Raw genomic sequence first — 15946 nt, forward strand, 5'->3', positions numbered from 1 at the left:
CTTCCGCCTTCGCAGGCCTATTTGTGTTTGGAGAGTTTGCATGAGCGTGGCCTTTCGTCGCGAGAGCGATGACGAGCATATGGAGCCCAAGTTCGAGCTGCCGCTGCCGGCCGGTCCCAATTGGGTTACGGCGCGGGGGCTGCGACTGACGCGGGAGAAGGTGCAGGCGCTGGAGAGCGTCGACAGCGGCGCCATGGAAGAAGAGGCCGGCAAGAAACATAAGCGGGTGCTGCGCTATTGGCGCACGCGGCTGGCGACGGCGGAATTGCAGGCGGCGCCCGATGGCGATGCGGTCGCGTTCGGGACGCGGGTGCGCTATCGGTTGAACGGACAGGACAAGACTGTGGCCATCGTCGGCGATGACGAAGCCGATCCGCATGAAGGGCGGATCAGCTTCTCTTCCCCGCTTGCCCGCGCGATGATGGAGGCGGAGGTCGGCGAGAAGGTCGATTTTGCAGGAAAGGCCGAAGCGGTCGAGATAGTGGCCATTACGGTGATTGGCGAGGACTGATCTTCACTCGACCCGTTTCCTACGGTCAAAAAAACCCGCCGTTTTGCGCCGGCGGGCTTTTTGTTTTGGTTCAAAGACGAATCACGCCCCGCGGGCCGCTTCGAACAGGAACCAGGCGCGCTGTTCGGCCTGATCGGTCCAGTCGTCGACAATGCCTTCGGTCGCGTTGTCGCCCGCTTCGGTCGCGGCGGCCTTCACCGCGCGGAAGGTTTCGACCAGCGCCAGATTGTCGTCGCGCAATTCCTTGAGCATGTCCGCCGGGGCTACGAACTCGGCGTCGTTATCCTTGACGGTCTGGCGCCGGGCAATGTCGCCGATCGAGCGCAGGGTCACGTTGCCGGTCTTGCGCACGCGCTCGGCGATCAGGTCGGTCGTGCCCAATATCTCGGTCGCCTGCTCGTCGAACATCAGATGATAGTCGCGAAAATGCGGGCCGGAGACGTGCCAGTGGAAATTCTTAGTCTTGAGATACAGCGCGTAGCTGTCCGCCAATGCGCCGTTGAGCGCTTCGGCGACGGACTTGGTTGCGTTGCTTTTGAGGTCGGTCGGGGTCTTCAGATCGGGCGCGGTCATGCACTATCCTCCTGTTCGCGAAAATGATTTCGGATATATAATGAACGCGCGCCCAGATGGTGCCATTTTTTCGGGTGGGAATATCCGATCAGCGTGATGGAGCCGGTCGATCAGAGCAGGCCGGTCGCTGACAGCGCCATGCCGGCCCCGGCCAGCAGCAGCAGCGCGCCGCCGGTCCAGCGGATCGCCCGCAGCGGCAGCGCCGCCAGGATGCGCGCGCGCAGCAGCACGACGGGGACGAGCGCGGCGATGACGCCGAGTGCGCCGCCGATTCCGGCCAGCATCGGATCGGCCGTGCGGGTGGCGATGCCCAGTATCAGAAATTGCGGGCCGTCGCCAAAGCCCAGGATGAAGAGGCCGAGCGCGGTGGTCAGGAAAGCGCCAGTCGGCCAGCCAGAAAGCGGATCGGGCGCGGAGGCCGGCCAGAACAGGCCTGCGCCCAGGAAGATGACGGACAACGCCATGAACAGCAGCCGGGCGTCCGCGCCCAGCATCGGCCCGATCCAGGCGCCGGCAAAGGCGGAGATGATGGCGTTGGCGGTGGCCGCGACGACAATCCCGGCGATGACCGCGCCGTTGCGATCATAGCGGGTGGCGAGCGCCAGGACGAGCAACTGGCTCTTGTCTCCGATTTCGCCGAGCACGCAGCCGAGCAGGGCGATCAGCAGGGCGTCCATCGGCGGCGCGAATCAGGCGCGCAGGGCGTGGATGGTGGCGGACGGCATCGCCTGCGGGATTATCGGAACGATGTCAGCGGCGGGCATATCCTGCGCGATCGCATCGCGCATCAGGTCGAGATAGGACAGCATGATCGGGCCAAGTCCATGCAGCGACAGGGCCGATTCGAGCGTACCGGCCAATCCTTCGACCGTGTCGAGGCGGAAGGCGCGGGCGATGTGGCGAATCTGGTCCAGTTCGTCGTGCAGGCGCGGAGCCGACAGATGGCCGCGCTGGTTCGCCAGCCCGTCGACCCGGCGCATCAGGTCCGCCAATATGGCCAGCATCGGATCATGTCGCATGGGAAAGCCCCCGTCTTATCGCCCCACAAACGATCATGCGCCCGATTGGTTAAAGGCGTGTAAAGTGCGTAGATCGAGCGCGCGATAGGATGCCCAGCCTTGACATGAATCCGAATCTACCCCATGGGCCACGGCTGAAACGGAGCGGTCTGCATTGGCCGCTTTATCTTTTTACGCACTTACGACCAGGGAATAGGGCCATGGCCAAGCCGGCAACCGTCAAGATTCGTCTCGTCAGCACGGCTGACACTGGCTTCTTCTACGTCACGAAGAAGAACCCGCGCACCAAGACCGAGAAGTTCAGCTTCCGTAAGTATGACCCGGTCGTGCGCAAGCATGTCGAGTTCAAGGAAGCCAAGATCAAGTAAGCCGCTGCGGGTCCAGGCCCGCGCGTTTGATCTTTCGGTTTTCGAAATCGAAAAAGGCCCGTTCCCTTCGTGGGACCGGGCCTTTTTCTGTTGCTATCGGCCCGATTTCGGGAAGCAAAGAGGGAGGACCATGACAGGCCCTCCCCAACCCCTCCCGCAAGCGGGAAGGGGATTTGGTCGTGCCTAATTGCCGACAGGCTGGCTGTCGGTACGGCGCACGACGATGGTCGAGGAGCGCGGCTCCTGCCCCGCTATCGGCCAGTCGCCGGTGGGATGCTGGATGTTCACGAAGAAGGTCTTGAGGTCCGGCGTATAGGCGAGGCCGGTGATCTCGCAGCCTTTCGGCCCCACCAGGAAGCGCGACGACTTCTTGGTGGTCTGGTCGATGTGGAACATCGCGTTTTGACCGAACACATCCTCGATCGACGTGTCAGGCTTGCCCGACGTGCCGGGAACGCTGTGGTCGGTCTGGACCCACAGACGGCCCTGGGGGTCGATGCGGATGCCGTCGGGGCTGGAGAAGGTGTCGCCGTTGATGTCGCCTTCCAGCTTGTCGCCGAAGCCGGCCAGGCTCGGATCACCCGCCAGCAGGAAGATTTCCCAACTGAACGTCATGGCGAGCGGCGAATTCCCCTCCTCCTTGAACTTCACGATATGGCCGTGACGGTTCTTGGTGCGCGGATTGGCGGCATCGACCACAGCGCGGCTGCTGTTGTTGGTCAGCGTGACGAACACGGCGCTGTTATCGGGCGCGACCGTGATCCATTCCGGCCGATCCATCACGGTGCCGCCTGCGACGCGCGCGGCCGAGATGGTGTTGACCAGGACATCGCCCTGGTTGCGGAAATCGACGATTTCCGGCGTCTGCGGACCCTGGCTGACATTGCCGGGGTCGGATGCGCCGACGGTCAGGCCATTCTGGCCCTGGACCAATGCGCGCCATTGCCCGGTGCCGTCCGCGTTGAAGCGCGCGACATAAAGGGTGCCATGATCGAGCATGTCGCGGTTCTGGGCGCGGTTGCTGCTGGAAAAGGCGCGGTCGCACACGAATTTGTAGATGCAGCCCGGCGTGCCGTCATGGCCCATATAGAAAGCGACGCGGCTATCGCCATTGGCCATATAGGCGGTGTTTTCATGGTCGAAACGGCCAAGCGCGGTGCGCTTGGTCGGCACGTCCAGTTCCTGATAGGGGTCGATTTCGACCACCCAGCCATAATCTTCCTCAGGCTGCGTCGGATCGAGATAATTGTCGGTCGATTCCTCGCAGGTCAGATAGGTGCCCCAAGGGGTGCGGCCCGACGAGCAATTGTTCAACATGCCCTTGATCGTGCCCGACAGCAGGCCCGATGCGGGGCCGCTGGCCTTGTAGCTGCTGTTGCCGGTGTAACGCTTGTTATATTTGGAGCCGGCCTTCACCGCCCATTTGCCGTCCGATCCCTTGGCGATCTCTACCACGCCGATGCCGACGGCGGACAGCGCCAGCGCCTTCTGGTCGGCGGTCGCGGTCGCGGCGTCGTAGCTGCCGTCCATCAGGATGTTGAAATCGGGATATTCGAAGTTCAGGGCCAGCAGGCCGCCACCGTTGGCGTCCGTGCCCGACAGTTCATAATATTCCATGCCGTCATGGTTGCCGCCGGCCCATTTTTCGGCGTCGGCAGGCGTCGGGAAGCTACCCGAATAGGGGGTGCCGGTTTCGACCGAATCGCCGGCCTTGAGCAGGATATCGACGGTGTAGCCGGTCGGCACGGTCACGGTGTCGTTCATGTTGGCGGCGACGGCGGCGAAACTGATGCCGTAGCTGGGCGCCGGGGTCGGCGTTGGGGTCGGCGTGGGCGTGCTCGAATCGTCATCATCGTCGCCGCAGGCGGCCAGCGTGCCCAGCATGGGCAGGATCGACAGGCCGAGCAGGCCGTTCTTCAGCACGGAGCGGCGGCCCGGATTGGCGGCGACGATCGCTTCCAAGCTGTTTGCGCCCATATCGATGGTGGGCTGCGCGGCGCGAGAGGCCGCGCGCGCCTCGTCGGTCAGATGAGACATGGATATCTACCCCTGGTTTGTTGCAGGGCCGTCGGCGGGACGCCGCAGCCTTGGGCAGCGAGTTGACAGAGGGGCATGACGGCAAGGCTTCGAAACGAAGTCACGTCCGTGAAAAACATATGACAACGCGGTGACGACGCTGTCGGGAGCGCTACAGCAGGGCGTTCACCTGCTCGACGAAGCGCAGCACCGATATCGGCTTGGAGACATAGGCCTGCGCCCCGGCGGCGCGAATCCGGTCTTCGTCGCCATGCCCGGCATAGGCGGTGACCGCCATGATCGGGACGCCGGACAGCCGATCATCCGCCTTGAGCGAGACGATGAGGTCGAGACCACTGACATGGGGCAGATGGATGTCGGTAATGACGAGGTCGGGCAGGAAGTCTTGCGCCTGGGCCAGCACGTCGCGCCCGTCGCGACAGGCAAGCACCTCATGCCCGTGCGCGCGCAGCAGGTCGCAAAAAAGTTTGAGATTGAGTTCGTTGTCCTCGACAACGAGCACGCGCTTTGCCACCAGTCACCCGCGGTCCGAAAATGAATTTGGGGCGCATCTACACCCACCCCGCCCCGAAAGCCAATCATGCGACCCGACACAGGCAATGGCAAGCAGGATAGCAATCCAGATGCCGCGACCCTGGCGCTGATGGCGCTGGGGTGGACGTTGAGCGACGTAGGGCGGGCCGAGCGGCTGCTGTCGCTGACGGGGCTGGATGCCGACGCGCTGCGCGCGGGGATCGACAATCCCGCGATATTGGGCGCGGTGCTGGCTTTCCTGGCCGACCATGAGCCGGACCTGATCGCCTGCGCCGATGCGATCGACACCACGCCCGCCGCGCTGATCGCGGCGCAGGAGAGATTGAGCCGATGACCCGCCCGCTGATCATCACCGATTGCGACGAGGTGCTTTTGCACATGGTCGTGCCGTTCCGTCATTGGCTGGACGAGACGCATGACGTGCATTTCGACATGCATGATCGCGGCTTCGCCGAGGCGCTGCGGCACAAGGATAGCGGCGCGGTGGTCGAACGCGCGCTGGTATGGGAGTTGCTGCTGGGCTTTTTCGACACCGAAATGCACCGGCAGACACCGATCGCGGGCGCGATCGAAACGATCCAGCGGCTGTCACGCATCGCCGACATCGTCGTGCTGACCAACATCACCGAACGGCACCAGCAAGCCCGCTCCGCGCAACTCGCGTCCCATGGCCTGACGCTGCCGGTCCACTGGAATCAGGGCGGCAAGGGGCAACCGCTGGCCGCTATCGTGGCGGAGCGCCAGCCCAGCGTTACCCTGTTCATCGACGATCTGGCCGAACATCATAAATCGGTCGCCTCCCATGCGCCGGACGTGTGGCGGCTGCACATGGTGGGCGAACCGGAAATCGCCGGACATGTGGCCGACGCCACCCATGCCCATGTGCGGATTGACGATTGGGCGGCGGCCGAACAATGGATCAGGGAGAAGCTGGCGCAAGGGCCAGCCCCGACCGACACAGGCATCATCCAAGGAGTCCCATCATGAGCATCGAAGCCCGCCTGACCGAATTGGGCATCACCCTGCCCCAGGCCGCCGCCCCCGTCGCCGCCTATGTCGCTGCGGTTGAAGCGAACGGCCTGCTGCATATCAGCGGCCAGATCGCACTGGCGCCCGACGGCCTGATGACTGGCCGCCTCGGCGAAGATAAGGATCTGGATTACGGCGTCGCCGCTGCGCGGGTGTGCGGCCTCAACCTGATCGCCCAGATGAAGGCGGCGCTGGGATCGCTCGACCGGGTCGAACGTATCGTCAAGCTGGGCGCGTTCATCGCCAGCGCGCCGTCCTTCACCGACCAGCCCAAGGTCGCCAATGGCGCGTCGGAACTGATGGTCGAAGTCTTCGGCGAAGCGGGCAAACATGCGCGCAGCGCGGTCGGCGTGCCGGTGCTGCCGCTGGGTGCTGTGGTCGAGATCGATGCGATCGTGCTTGTCAAAACGCAGGCCTGATTTTCCGACCGATCGCTCCTTCGCCCATCGTGGATTACACGGTGGCGGCGTGAGCGAGAATGGGATGGCGGCGTTCGATGCCGCCATCGCCGCCGGCCATGGCATCGAATGTGATGTGCGGGCGAGCCGCGACGGCGTCGCCTTCGTCTTTCACGACGCGACGTTGGGCAGGATGGCCGGGCGCGAAGAGGCGCTCGCCGCGCTGGACGCCGTGGCGATTGACGGCGTCACCCTGCCCGATGGCGGTGCGATCCCGCGCTTGGCGGCGCTGCTGGCGCGGTGCGGCGGACGGGTGCCGCTATTGGTAGAGATCAAGGCGGAGGGGCGGCATGTCCGGCCGATTTGCGCAGCGGTGGCGCGCGACCTGGCCGCATGGCCCTATGCGCCGGTGGCTGTCATGTCCTTCAACCCATGGGCGGTGCGCTGGTTCGTGCGACAGCGAGTTGGACAGTATCTCGGCCTTGTCGTGACGCAACAGGGCAAGGGGCGAATGCGCGGCCCGATCGAACGCGCCCTTGCGCTTTGGCTGTCGAAACCCGATTTTCTGGCCTGTGATATACGCGACCTGCCCTCTCGCCTGTCCCGCCGCGCCCGCGCCAGGGGACTGCCCGTGCTGACATGGACCGTGCGCAGCGCCGCCGATCGCGCGCGGGCGGCGATTCATGCCGACCAGATCATCTTCGAGCATCCTCATGACTGAGGTCGTAGCGCGGATCGCGGCGGGCGTCGCGGATTTTGATCGGGACCAATGGGATGCTTGCGCAGGAAGAGGTAACCCATTCATAAGTTGGGATTTTCTTGTCGCATTGGAGCGATCCGGCAGCGTCGGCGAAGGCAGCGGCTGGCAGCCTTTGCCGATCGTGGTCGATGGGCCGGACGGCCGCATCGCCGCGGCGGCGCCCGCCTATGGCAAGAGCCACAGCCAGGGCGAATATGTGTTCGACCATAGCTGGGCCGACGCCTGGGAGCGGGCGGGCGGGCGTTATTACCCTAAGATCCAGATCGCCGCGCCCTTCTCCCCCGTTCCCGGCCCCCGCTTGCTGCTGCGCGACGAGAGCATGGCGCCCGCCCTGATCGCAGGGATCGAGACCCTGGTGGAGCGCAACGGCCTGTCGTCGGCCCATGCGACCTTCGTCGCGCCAGAGCAGGTGCCGCTGTTCGAGGCGGCGGACTGGCTGATCCGGGAGGATAGCCAGTTCCACTGGACCAATCGCGGCTATGGCGGGTTCAGCGATTTCCTGGCCGACCTGTCGAGCGAAAAGCGCAAGAATATCCGCAAGGAGCGGGCGCGCGCGGTCGAGGGACTGGAAATCGTCCATCTGAGCGGCGGCGACCTGACCGAAGGGCATTGGGATATGTTCTGGCGCTTCTACCAGGATACCGGCGCGCGCAAATGGGGGCAGCCCTATCTGACCCGCGCCTTCTTCTCGATCATCGGCGAGACGATGGCGGAGAGGGTGTTGCTGATCCTGGCGCTGCGCGACGGACGACCGATCGCGGGCGCGCTCAACCTGATCGGCGCGGATACGCTGTACGGCCGCTATTGGGGCTGCGTCGAGGACGTCCCCAACCTGCATTTCGAGCTATGCTATTATCAGGCGATCGACGCGGCGATCGCGCGCGGGCTCCGCAAGGTGGAGGCGGGCGCGCAGGGCGGGCACAAGCTGGCGCGGGGCTATGCGCCCGAACCGACCTTTTCCGCCCATTATGTTCCCAATGCGGGCTTTCGCCGGGCTATCGCCGATTTCCTGACGGCCGAACGCGCGGGCGTGCGGCAGGACCGGATGTGGCTGGCCGAACGGACGCCGTTCAGAAAAGGCGACTGATCAGGCGGCGCGAAGCTGACTGGCGGCGATGACGGCGCGAGCCTGACGCTGCGCCTCGGCGATTTCGCGCGCGGTCATTTCCTCGGCGATTTCGGCGCGCATCGACTGGCCCTGCTCGCTGCCGCGCAGCGCCGCCAGGTTGAACCATTTATGCGCTTCGACCAGATCGATCGACAGGCCGCCGGTGCCGCAGCTATAGGCTACGCCCAGGTCGAAACAATCGTCGGCCGATCCATATGCTGCCCGCGACAGGCGGGCTTCCATTAGAAATTCTGCGCTCTTGATGCTGTTGCCCATGTGATTTCCCCTGTTCCCAATCTAATGCAATGGATCTGGACCCCCTTTTCCACGAACAGCAGGTTTGACCGGGAAGCGATAAGAAATGGTTAATGTGATTTTCGCCGTAACAGCGCGCGCCTAAGGTAATCGGGGCGCAACCAGGGTTAACGCTTCGCCGAACTTCTTGGCATCAGTAGCGGATTGGGACTGGCATCGTCGGACCATTGCCCGCATAGCCCCCGGCATGAGTCCAGTCCCCCCTGCTTCGCCCGCCCCAGCGCGCATGGACATCCAGTTCCGCGAATTCGTGCTGCTATGCGCCTGCCTGATGGCGATGAACGCGCTGTCGATCGACCCGATGTTGCCGGCATTGCCGGAAATCGGCCGCGATCTTGCCATCCCGCATCCCAATGACCGGCAACTGATCATCAGCGTCTATTTCCTGGGGCTGGGCTTTGGGTCTTTGCTGTTTGGCGTCTTGTCGGACCGATATGGGCGCAAAAAGGTGCTGGGCTGGGCGATGGCGCTGTTCATCGTCTCATCGGTCGCCTGCGCCAGTGCGCAAAGCTTCACCATGATGCTGGTGGGCCGGGCCTGCGCCGGATTTTTCGCCGGGGCGAGCCGGGTGATCACCGTGGGCATCGTGCGCGACCGGTTCAAGGGCGACGCGATGGCGCGGGTGATGTCGTTGATCTTCGCGGTGTTCATGCTGATCCCGGTGATGGCGCCCAGTTTCGGCCAGGCGATATTGTGGGTCGCGCCGTGGCGCTGGATCTTCTGGGCGCTGGTGATCCTGGCCAGCCTGGTTCTGATCTGGATGACGGTGCGCCTGCCCGAAACGCTGTTGCCGGAAAACCGGATGCGGATCACGGTGCGATCGCTGATGCAGACGGTGGGCATGGTGATGCGCACGCGCAGTTCGATCGGCTATATGCTGGCGAGCGGCGCGGTGATGGGCGGCCTGATCGGCTTCATCCTGTCGGTCCAGCAGATTTTTTTCGATGTGTTCGAGGCAGAGCATATCTTTCCGATCGCCTTTGCCGCGATCGCCGGGTGCATGGGCATCGGCAGCCTGATCAACAGCCGGCTGGTGCAGCGATTCGGCGCCCGGCGGATGAGCCAGAGCGCGCTGATCGCCTTCATCCTGATCGCCGCGGTCCATCTGGCGGTGATTCTGACGGGGATGGAGACGCTGGCCACCTTCATGGCGCTGCAGGCGATGACGATGATGACCGTCGCCTTCACCGCGTCCAATTTCAGCGCGATTTCGATGGAACCGTTCCACAAGGGCGCGGGCGTCGCCTCCTCCTTCCAGGCGTTCCTGACGACGGCGCTGTCGAGCGCGCTGGGCAGCATCGTCGGCCGCGCCTTTGACGGCACCACCCTGCCCTTCACCATCGGATTGCTGGTGTTCGGCATCGGGTCGTTCCTGATCGTGATCTGGGCGGAACGGGGCAAGCTGTTCACCCGACCCCACCATGGCGGGCTGCGCGAGGCGGAGATCGACTTTCACTGAAGCAGGCTGAAACGGACAAGAAAAAGGGCCGGAAAACCGCCCCTTTTTCTTTGTGTCGATCAGGCGTCCTGCCCGCCCGGCGTATGCGCGCCAGGGAGCGGCGGCACCGGCTGGGGCGGGATGCCGGCGTCGTCCTCTGGCACGTCCACCACACCGCGGCCGACATGGCTGCGGCTGCGGCTATAGCCGAAATAGACCAAGAGGCCGATCGCCGCCCAACCGACGAACATCAGCTTGGTTTCGACGCCCAGGCTCCAGAAGAGATAGAGGCAGCCCAGGATCGCGATTGGCGCGGTCACCATGATCGCGGGAGTGCGGAACGGGCGAGCGCGGCCCGGATCGCTCTTGCGCAATTGCATCACGGCGATCGACACGGCGGCGAACGCGAACAGCGTGCCGGAGTTGGAGATATCCGCCAGAATACCGACCGGGAAGAAGGCCGCGAACAAAGCGACGAAGATGCCGGTCAGGATGGTGATGACATGGGGCGTCTTGTAGGTCGGATGCACCTTCGAAAAGACAGCCGGCAGGAGGCCATCGCGGCTCATGACGAAGAAGATGCGGGTCTGGCCGAACATCATCATCAGGATGACCGAGGGCAGCGCCAGGCCGGCGGCGAGGCCGAGCAGGTTGCCGATCTGGGGCCAGCCGATTTCGCGCAGGGTCCAGGCCAGCGCTTCCTTCGAGCAGGTCACCGCTTCGGTGCCGGCGGCGGCGAGCGCGGCGCATTGCTGCGACAGGGCCGTCGAACCGGGGGCCAGAATTTCGCCGGCCGGACCCGCAACGGGCTGTGCGCCGACGGTGCCGATGACGCCGGCGGCGACCAGCATGTAGAAGATGGTGCAGATGCCGAGCGAGCCGATCAGGCCGATCGGCATGTTGCGCTGCGGGTTCTTGGTTTCTTCAGCGGCGGTCGAAACGGCGTCGAAGCCGACATAGGCGAAGAAGATCGAGGCGGCGGCCGCCGAAATGCCCGAAAAACCGAGCGGGGCGAAGGGGGTGAACTTGTCCATGTTGATGACCGGCAGGGCCAGAACGATGAACAGGGTCAGCGCGGCGACCTTGATGAGCACCAGCACGGCGTTGACGGTCGCGCTTTCCTTGGTTCCGATGACCAGCAGCCAGGTGACAAGCGAGGCAATCAGCATCGCGGGCAGGTTCACCATGCCGCCGTCGAACGGGCCGCGGGTCAACAGGTCTGGTATGTCCATATGGAATGTATGTTCGATGAGGCCCACGACATAGCCGGACCAGCCGACCGATACCGCGCCGGCCGCCACCGCATATTCCAGGATCAGCGCCCAGCCGACCATCCAGGCGATGAGTTCGCCCATGACCGCATAGCTGTAGGTATAGGCCGAACCCGACACCGGGACCATGGCGGCCATTTCGGCATAGCAGAGCGCCGCGACCGCACAGACGAAGCCGGCGATGACGAAGGAGAGCATCATGCCCGGCCCCGCCTTTTGCGCGGCCTCCGCCGTCAGCACGAAGATTCCGGTGCCGATGACGGCGCCGATGCCCAACATGGTCAGCTGGAACGCGCCCAGCGACCGGTGCAGCGATTTCTTCTCGGCCGTCGCCAATATGGCGTCGAGAGGCTTAACGCGCCCGAAAATCATGGATGATGCCCTTTACACTCATTTGTTCTGCTCGGACGACGCGCCGCCGCCCCGGTTGAGCTATGGAGGGGAGACTATCGCCTAATCCGCCACGCGCAAGTATGTTGCGTGGATGCGACATGCTCGTCCCAATGCGGCGCGCGGTGACAAGGGGTTGATTGATGATCGAATTGCTGCGTGCGTCGGGGCTGGAAATGGTGCCTCATGGCTTTGCCGGACGGCGCGGCGGGGTATCGAAAGGGGTCCATGCAGGGTTGAATGTCGGCTTGGGATCGGCGGACGAACGCGACGCAGTGCTGCGCAATCGCGACCTGGCGCGGGACGCGCTGCTGCCCGGTGCGACTCTGGTGACGGTGCGGCAGGTCCATTCGCCCGACGTCGTGACGGTGACCGCGCCGATCGCAGAGGGCGAACGGCCGGGCGCCGACGCGCTGGTCACGGACCGGCGGGGACTGGTGCTGGGGATATTGACCGCCGACTGCGTGCCGGTGCTGTTCGCAGATGCGACGGCGGGCGTGGTGGGCGCGGCCCATGCAGGGTGGAAGGGCGCGATCGGAGGCGTCACGGACCGCACAATCGACGCGATGGTGGGGTTGGGGGCCGATCCGGCGCGAATCGCCTGCGCCATCGGGCCGTGCATCGGCCGCGTCTCCTATGAGGTCACGGACGATTTCGCGGCGCGCTTCGTCGATGACGACGCGGCCAATGAGCGCTTCTTCACGCCGGGTCGGCCGGATCATTGCCAGTTCGATATCGCCGCCTATGTCGCGGCGCGGCTGGCGGGGGCCGGCGTGGGCCGGATCGCGATGCTGGACGAGGATACCTACAGCCAGCCCGATCGATTCTACAGCTATCGCCGGTCCTGTCATCGGGGCGAGAGCGATTATGGGCGGCAGATTTCGATGATCGCGCTGCCGGGCTGACACGGAAAGGCGTTCGCGTCGCGCGCCGTTTCTCGACTTCGCTCGAAACGAACGGCGCTGAGGTCAGCGCCGCCCCACCGTCCCATGCTTGTCCTCGCGGCGGCGGCCGACCAGCATGGCGCGTTCGAGGCGGATGCAGAGCGCGGCATAATAGTCGGCGAGGAAGCCGTAATCGTCGCCATCGTCGGGCAAGCCCGCCTTACGCCGGATCGTGGCGGCGACGGTGGCGATCGCATCGTCCTGTCCAGCCCGCAGCACATTTTCCAGCGTCTGCAATTCATAAATGCCATAAAGGTCGAGCGCGGCGTCGGTGAAGACCCGGCGCGGTTGCTCGGCGCGCGCGGCGACGAGATCAGCGCCCAGTTTCGCGCGCACATTGTTCACGACCCAGGTGCCCGCGAGCAGATCCCCCACCCGCAGCCGGTCGCGATTGAACAGCGGGAAAAAAAGGAAGATGCCGGTCCAGCACAAGGCGAAGAGGGTGAGGAAGCCGTCGGCCGCGCCCTGCGCAGCCTGCATCCCCAGGAATGAAAGCGGCAGGAAGACTTCGATTTCGCGCAGCGCATTGCGAGCGATCACCGCGCCGCCGGTCAACCGGCCGCCATCGCGCGCGATAACGCGCAGGCCGAGCAGCCGCTTGCCCGGCGTCGCGCCCCGCCCGCCCATTTCGAACAGGATGAACCAGCCGTTGCGCAGGACGAAAGCGCCGACCAACCAGAGGATCAGGAATATTTCGCCACTGGCCCCGGCGATACCGAGCAGGCCGATGGCGATGGTGGCGAAGATGAGGCTGATGAAGAGGATGAGGATATCGAGCATGAAGGCCGAGGCGCGCGTCCCCGCGCTGGCCAGTTCCAGACGCAGGTCGACGCCTTCGGGCGTGATGAAGCTGCGCCGCAGCGAGGCGGGCGCCTTTGGCGCGCGGTTACGCCGCCAGCGCATCGCGATCCTCCCGGTGCCGGGGGAGATAATAATAAGTCAGCCAGCCGGCCAGCGCGGCAAGCCCGATGCCGTAGCGCATCGCGTCCGACTGGACCGTCTGCCGCCCGATTCCTTCGAGCAGGCCTGCGACCAACAGCATCAGCACGACGCCCGCCATGGCGATGGCGGCGCTGCGCCCGGCGATGACGGCCGCTTGCGTGCGCGCCTCGCGGCCAGGGAAGGCGACCGCCGTGCCGATCTTCATGCCCGCCGCGCCCGCCAGGATGATGGCGAACATTTCGGTCGAACCATGGATGGTGAGCCAGCCGAGAAAATTGAGACCCAACCCCTTGGTCGCGAACAGGCAGAGCATCGCGCCCAAAGTGAGGCCGTTATAGACGAGCAGCAGCACAGTGGGCACGGTGAAGGCGAAGCCGAGGGAAAAGGCGAAGATCGCGACCTGGCTGTTATGGGTGAAGAGATAGGCGGCGAAGGTGGCGAGGCCGCCATCCTCCTGCGGGCCGTAGATGGTGGCGCGCAGCGTTTCCGCGCTGGCGGACGGATCGCGCCCGCCCGACATCGCGTCGGGGATGATGCTGTAATACCAGCTCGGATCGGTGGCGACGAGCCACCAGCCGGCGACGACGCCCGCCACCGTCAGGATGAGGCAGATCAGGGTTTCGCGCCAGAGCAACTGGATGCTGAGTGGCCAGTCGCGAGCGAAGAAGCGGCCGAGCTGGCGCGTCGCGGTGTCGGGCACGCCGTAGAGCTGGAAATAGGCGCGGGTGCAAAGCTGTTCGAGATAAATGACGAGCGCCCGGTCGAGCGAGGTTTCGCGCGCCACCGAGAGCGACGACAGAGCCGAGCGGTAGAGCAGCGGCAGGGCGAGGATATCGTCTTCGGACAGGGCGCGGACCGAGCGTTTTTCCATGCGGGTGACGAGTTGGTCGAGCCGGTCCCATTCGCCCTCATGCGCGGCGCGGAAGCGGCTGGCGTTGACCAGAGGGGCGGCGGCGCGGCCGTCGATGAGCGCGCTCATAGCAGGTTCCTCCGCTTGAGATCGACATAGCCCTGGACCAGCCGGTCGGCGACCCGGTCATGTTCGGCCTCGATGACATGGGCGCCCAGATGCCGCAGCCGGGTGAGCACCATCCGCCGGTCGCGCAGCAGGGCGGCGGCAGTGACGGCGCGGGTGACATCGTCGGCATTGCTGGGGCGACGGTCGAGGATCGATTCCAGTTCCTCGTCGCGCAGAACGACGATCAACAGGAGATGGGTTTCGACCAGGCGGCTGGCGGCGCGGACTAGAAATTCGGCCGAGGTGAGGTCGGTGAACTCGGTGAAGAGGACGATCATCGAGCGGCGGGTGAGACGCGTCGCCAGCGTGGTGAGGGCGTGGGTGTAGTTGGTTTCCTCCCCGCTATAGTCGATACGGGCGGCGAGACGCTGAAGTTCACCAAAGGCGGCGGCGCCCGATACCAGTCCGCTGGCGATGCGCGGGCGCGAATCGAAGGCGTGGAGCGCGACACGGTCGCCAAGCTTCAGCGCGACCCAGGCGGTCAGCAGCATAGCGGAGACGACGCGGTCGAGGCGACTGAGGCCCGCGACCGGCTCGCTCATCTGGCGGCCGGCGTCGATCGCGAAGACGATCTGGTTATTGCGTTCGGAACGGAATTCCTTGGCGTGCAATTTGCTGTGGCGGGCAGATTGTTTCCAGTCGATCGCGCGCCGGTCCATACCGGAGCGAAACTCGACCAGCGCGTCGAAATCCGCACCGTCGCCGCGATCGACCTGCGCCATCAGCCCTTGCAGCGCATGACGCTGGAATATCTGCGCACCGCGATCATGGACAGGGCGGATGTCGGGCAGGATCGCCATGGTCGCGTCGAGCGGCACGATCCGCTGTTTCCAGACGAGGCCGAGCGGCCCTTTCCAGCGCAGCCAGCCGCGCGCGATCCGCGCCATGCCGCGCCGGACGGTGCGCAGCGGAATGGCGGCAGACGCCTTGCCCGCATGTAGGTCGACCCAGAGGCCGTCCTCGTCCTCCGGCTCCAGCAACGGTCCGCTGTCCAGCAGCAGTTGCGCGCGGGCCGGGGGGACGCCCGCGATCGTCACATGCGCGGCCGCCTCCACGGGCGCGCCGACGCTGGCGGCGCGGGGCAGATCGAGCCGCAGCGCCGCTTGCGCCGGCCGGCTGCCCAGCAGCGCGTCGGCGAGGCTCGCCAGCAGCACCGCGACCGGCCAGGCGAGCGCGGCGTACCAGCGGCCCGGCACCAGCAGGGCGACGAGCAGCGTTACGGGCGCGCCGGCCGCCGCCGTCCATATGGCGTTGCGGGTGGGATAGATCATGGGCGGCTGGTCATGGCGGG

The 15946-nt window shown here is 65.2% G+C and carries 19 protein-coding genes; 9 read left to right on the forward strand and 10 right to left on the reverse strand.

Annotated elements, in window-relative coordinates; translation table 11 throughout:
• Window positions 1-40: 40 nt before the first annotated feature.
• Window positions 41-511 carry a GreA/GreB family elongation factor gene (locus EWH12_RS08955; RefSeq protein ID WP_129926358.1) on the forward strand — a complete coding sequence of 157 codons (471 nt, stop codon included), beginning with the start codon at window positions 41-43 and terminating at the stop codon, window positions 509-511.
• An 81-nt stretch (window positions 512-592) separates the two neighbouring features.
• Here EWH12_RS08955 and EWH12_RS08960 read toward each other — a convergent pair whose 3' ends face one another.
• The 3 genes from EWH12_RS08960 to EWH12_RS08970 form a co-directional block, all read right to left on the reverse strand.
• A complete protein-coding gene (locus EWH12_RS08960; RefSeq protein WP_066599127.1) occupies window positions 593-1084 on the reverse strand; it encodes a Dps family protein in 492 nt (163 codons plus the stop codon).
• A 110-nt stretch (window positions 1085-1194) separates the two neighbouring features.
• A complete protein-coding gene (locus tag EWH12_RS08965; RefSeq protein ID WP_066599124.1) occupies window positions 1195-1761 on the reverse strand; it encodes a TMEM165/GDT1 family protein in 567 nt (188 codons plus the stop codon).
• 12 nt (window positions 1762-1773) lie between these two features.
• Complete coding sequence (locus tag EWH12_RS08970) at window positions 1774-2103, reverse strand: hypothetical protein (RefSeq protein WP_066599122.1); 330 nt, start codon at window positions 2101-2103, stop codon at window positions 1774-1776.
• Between the two features lie 200 nt (window positions 2104-2303).
• Here EWH12_RS08970 and rpmG point away from each other — a divergent pair, with 200 nt between their 5' ends.
• The gene (gene rpmG, locus EWH12_RS08975) at window positions 2304-2471 is read left to right on the forward strand and encodes a 50S ribosomal protein L33 (protein WP_066599119.1); all 168 of its coding nucleotides are present in this window, start codon (window positions 2304-2306) and stop codon (window positions 2469-2471) included.
• A gap of 183 nt (window positions 2472-2654) precedes the next feature.
• On the opposite strand, the gene EWH12_RS08980 is transcribed toward rpmG, so the two are convergent.
• Both EWH12_RS08980 and EWH12_RS08985 read right to left on the reverse strand, forming a co-directional pair.
• Entirely contained in the window at window positions 2655-4508 is a 1854-nt protein-coding gene (locus EWH12_RS08980; RefSeq protein ID WP_066599113.1) for a PhoX family protein, read from the reverse strand.
• 151 nt (window positions 4509-4659) lie between these two features.
• Complete coding sequence (locus EWH12_RS08985) at window positions 4660-5022, reverse strand: response regulator (RefSeq protein ID WP_201785464.1); 363 nt, start codon at window positions 5020-5022, stop codon at window positions 4660-4662.
• A gap of 66 nt (window positions 5023-5088) precedes the next feature.
• Here EWH12_RS08985 and EWH12_RS08990 point away from each other — a divergent pair, with 66 nt between their 5' ends.
• From EWH12_RS08990 to EWH12_RS09010, 5 genes are read left to right on the forward strand one after another with little or no spacing between them, the layout of a single operon-like run.
• Window positions 5089-5376, forward strand: a complete 288-nt coding sequence (locus EWH12_RS08990) for a DUF3572 domain-containing protein (protein ID WP_066599111.1) — start codon at window positions 5089-5091, stop codon at window positions 5374-5376.
• Entirely contained in the window at window positions 5373-6029 is a 657-nt protein-coding gene (locus tag EWH12_RS08995) for an HAD family hydrolase (protein ID WP_066599105.1), read from the forward strand. The genes EWH12_RS08990 and EWH12_RS08995 overlap by 4 nt, the downstream gene beginning before the upstream one ends.
• Window positions 6026-6490: a RidA family protein gene (locus EWH12_RS09000; RefSeq protein ID WP_129926359.1), complete on the forward strand. Its 465-nt coding sequence runs from the start codon at window positions 6026-6028 to the stop codon at window positions 6488-6490. The genes EWH12_RS08995 and EWH12_RS09000 overlap by 4 nt, the downstream gene beginning before the upstream one ends.
• On the forward strand, window positions 6459-7190 hold the full coding sequence (locus tag EWH12_RS09005) for a glycerophosphodiester phosphodiesterase family protein (RefSeq protein ID WP_129926360.1): 732 nt from the start codon (window positions 6459-6461) through the stop codon (window positions 7188-7190). Before EWH12_RS09000 ends, EWH12_RS09005 begins: the two co-directional genes overlap by 32 nt.
• Window positions 7183-8316, forward strand: a complete 1134-nt coding sequence (locus EWH12_RS09010; protein ID WP_129926361.1) for a GNAT family N-acetyltransferase — start codon at window positions 7183-7185, stop codon at window positions 8314-8316. Before EWH12_RS09005 ends, EWH12_RS09010 begins: the two co-directional genes overlap by 8 nt.
• On the opposite strand, the gene EWH12_RS09015 is transcribed toward EWH12_RS09010, so the two are convergent.
• Complete coding sequence (locus EWH12_RS09015) at window positions 8317-8613, reverse strand: hypothetical protein (protein ID WP_129926362.1); 297 nt, start codon at window positions 8611-8613, stop codon at window positions 8317-8319.
• Window positions 8614-8878: 265 nt separating this feature from the next.
• Between EWH12_RS09015 and EWH12_RS09020 the strand changes: the two genes are divergently transcribed.
• Complete coding sequence (locus EWH12_RS09020) at window positions 8879-10111, forward strand: multidrug effflux MFS transporter (RefSeq protein WP_422917721.1); 1233 nt, start codon at window positions 8879-8881, stop codon at window positions 10109-10111.
• A gap of 59 nt (window positions 10112-10170) precedes the next feature.
• On the opposite strand, the gene EWH12_RS09025 is transcribed toward EWH12_RS09020, so the two are convergent.
• A complete protein-coding gene (locus EWH12_RS09025) occupies window positions 10171-11733 on the reverse strand; it encodes an amino acid permease (protein ID WP_066599092.1) in 1563 nt (520 codons plus the stop codon).
• Between the two features lie 161 nt (window positions 11734-11894).
• On the opposite strand from EWH12_RS09025, the gene pgeF reads away from it, so the two are divergent.
• Entirely contained in the window at window positions 11895-12656 is a 762-nt protein-coding gene (pgeF, locus tag EWH12_RS09030) for a peptidoglycan editing factor PgeF (protein WP_066599090.1), read from the forward strand.
• A gap of 63 nt (window positions 12657-12719) precedes the next feature.
• Here the strand turns inward: pgeF and EWH12_RS09035 are convergent, their stop codons facing one another.
• The 3 genes from EWH12_RS09035 to EWH12_RS09045 are packed head-to-tail and all read right to left on the reverse strand — an operon-like array spanning window position 12720 to window position 15926.
• Complete coding sequence (locus EWH12_RS09035) at window positions 12720-13598, reverse strand: RDD family protein (protein WP_129926364.1); 879 nt, start codon at window positions 13596-13598, stop codon at window positions 12720-12722.
• Window positions 13582-14616 (reverse strand): stage II sporulation protein M, encoded by a 1035-nt coding sequence (locus tag EWH12_RS09040; RefSeq protein WP_129926365.1) that lies wholly within the window; start codon window positions 14614-14616, stop codon window positions 13582-13584. The genes EWH12_RS09035 and EWH12_RS09040 overlap by 17 nt, the downstream gene beginning before the upstream one ends.
• Window positions 14613-15926: a DUF58 domain-containing protein gene (locus tag EWH12_RS09045; protein WP_129926366.1), complete on the reverse strand. Its 1314-nt coding sequence runs from the start codon at window positions 15924-15926 to the stop codon at window positions 14613-14615. Before EWH12_RS09045 ends, EWH12_RS09040 begins: the two co-directional genes overlap by 4 nt.
• Window positions 15927-15946: the final 20 nt, after the last annotated feature.

The organism is Sphingobium cupriresistens (assembly GCF_004152865.1).
Classification (GTDB): domain Bacteria; phylum Pseudomonadota; class Alphaproteobacteria; order Sphingomonadales; family Sphingomonadaceae; genus Sphingobium; species Sphingobium cupriresistens.

Bases quoted from the DNA above. Each gene is read 5' to 3' on its own strand.
- EWH12_RS08970 (WP_066599122.1), bottom strand. From the start codon at position 2,103: ATGCGACATGATCCGATGCTGGCCATATTGGCGGACCTGATGCGCCGG.
- EWH12_RS09045 (WP_129926366.1), bottom strand. From the start codon at position 15,926: ATGATCTATCCCACCCGCAACGCCATATGGACGGCGGCGGCCGGCGCG.
- EWH12_RS09025 (WP_066599092.1), bottom strand. From the start codon at position 11,733: ATGATTTTCGGGCGCGTTAAGCCTCTCGACGCCATATTGGCGACGGCC.
- EWH12_RS08965 (WP_066599124.1), bottom strand. From the start codon at position 1,761: ATGGACGCCCTGCTGATCGCCCTGCTCGGCTGCGTGCTCGGCGAAATC.
- EWH12_RS08960 (WP_066599127.1), bottom strand. From the start codon at position 1,084: ATGACCGCGCCCGATCTGAAGACCCCGACCGACCTCAAAAGCAACGCA.
- EWH12_RS08995 (WP_066599105.1), top strand. From the start codon at position 5,373: ATGACCCGCCCGCTGATCATCACCGATTGCGACGAGGTGCTTTTGCAC.
- EWH12_RS09015 (WP_129926362.1), bottom strand. From the start codon at position 8,613: ATGGGCAACAGCATCAAGAGCGCAGAATTTCTAATGGAAGCCCGCCTG.
- EWH12_RS09020 (WP_422917721.1), top strand. From the start codon at position 8,879: ATGGACATCCAGTTCCGCGAATTCGTGCTGCTATGCGCCTGCCTGATG.
- pgeF (WP_066599090.1), top strand. From the start codon at position 11,895: ATGATCGAATTGCTGCGTGCGTCGGGGCTGGAAATGGTGCCTCATGGC.
- EWH12_RS09000 (WP_129926359.1), top strand. From the start codon at position 6,026: ATGAGCATCGAAGCCCGCCTGACCGAATTGGGCATCACCCTGCCCCAG.
- EWH12_RS08955 (WP_129926358.1), top strand. From the start codon at position 41: ATGAGCGTGGCCTTTCGTCGCGAGAGCGATGACGAGCATATGGAGCCC.
- EWH12_RS08980 (WP_066599113.1), bottom strand. From the start codon at position 4,508: ATGTCTCATCTGACCGACGAGGCGCGCGCGGCCTCTCGCGCCGCGCAG.
- EWH12_RS09035 (WP_129926364.1), bottom strand. From the start codon at position 13,598: ATGCGCTGGCGGCGTAACCGCGCGCCAAAGGCGCCCGCCTCGCTGCGG.
- EWH12_RS09005 (WP_129926360.1), top strand. From the start codon at position 6,459: ATGCGATCGTGCTTGTCAAAACGCAGGCCTGATTTTCCGACCGATCGC.
- rpmG (WP_066599119.1), top strand. From the start codon at position 2,304: ATGGCCAAGCCGGCAACCGTCAAGATTCGTCTCGTCAGCACGGCTGAC.
- EWH12_RS08990 (WP_066599111.1), top strand. From the start codon at position 5,089: ATGCGACCCGACACAGGCAATGGCAAGCAGGATAGCAATCCAGATGCC.
- EWH12_RS09040 (WP_129926365.1), bottom strand. From the start codon at position 14,616: ATGAGCGCGCTCATCGACGGCCGCGCCGCCGCCCCTCTGGTCAACGCC.
- EWH12_RS09010 (WP_129926361.1), top strand. From the start codon at position 7,183: ATGACTGAGGTCGTAGCGCGGATCGCGGCGGGCGTCGCGGATTTTGAT.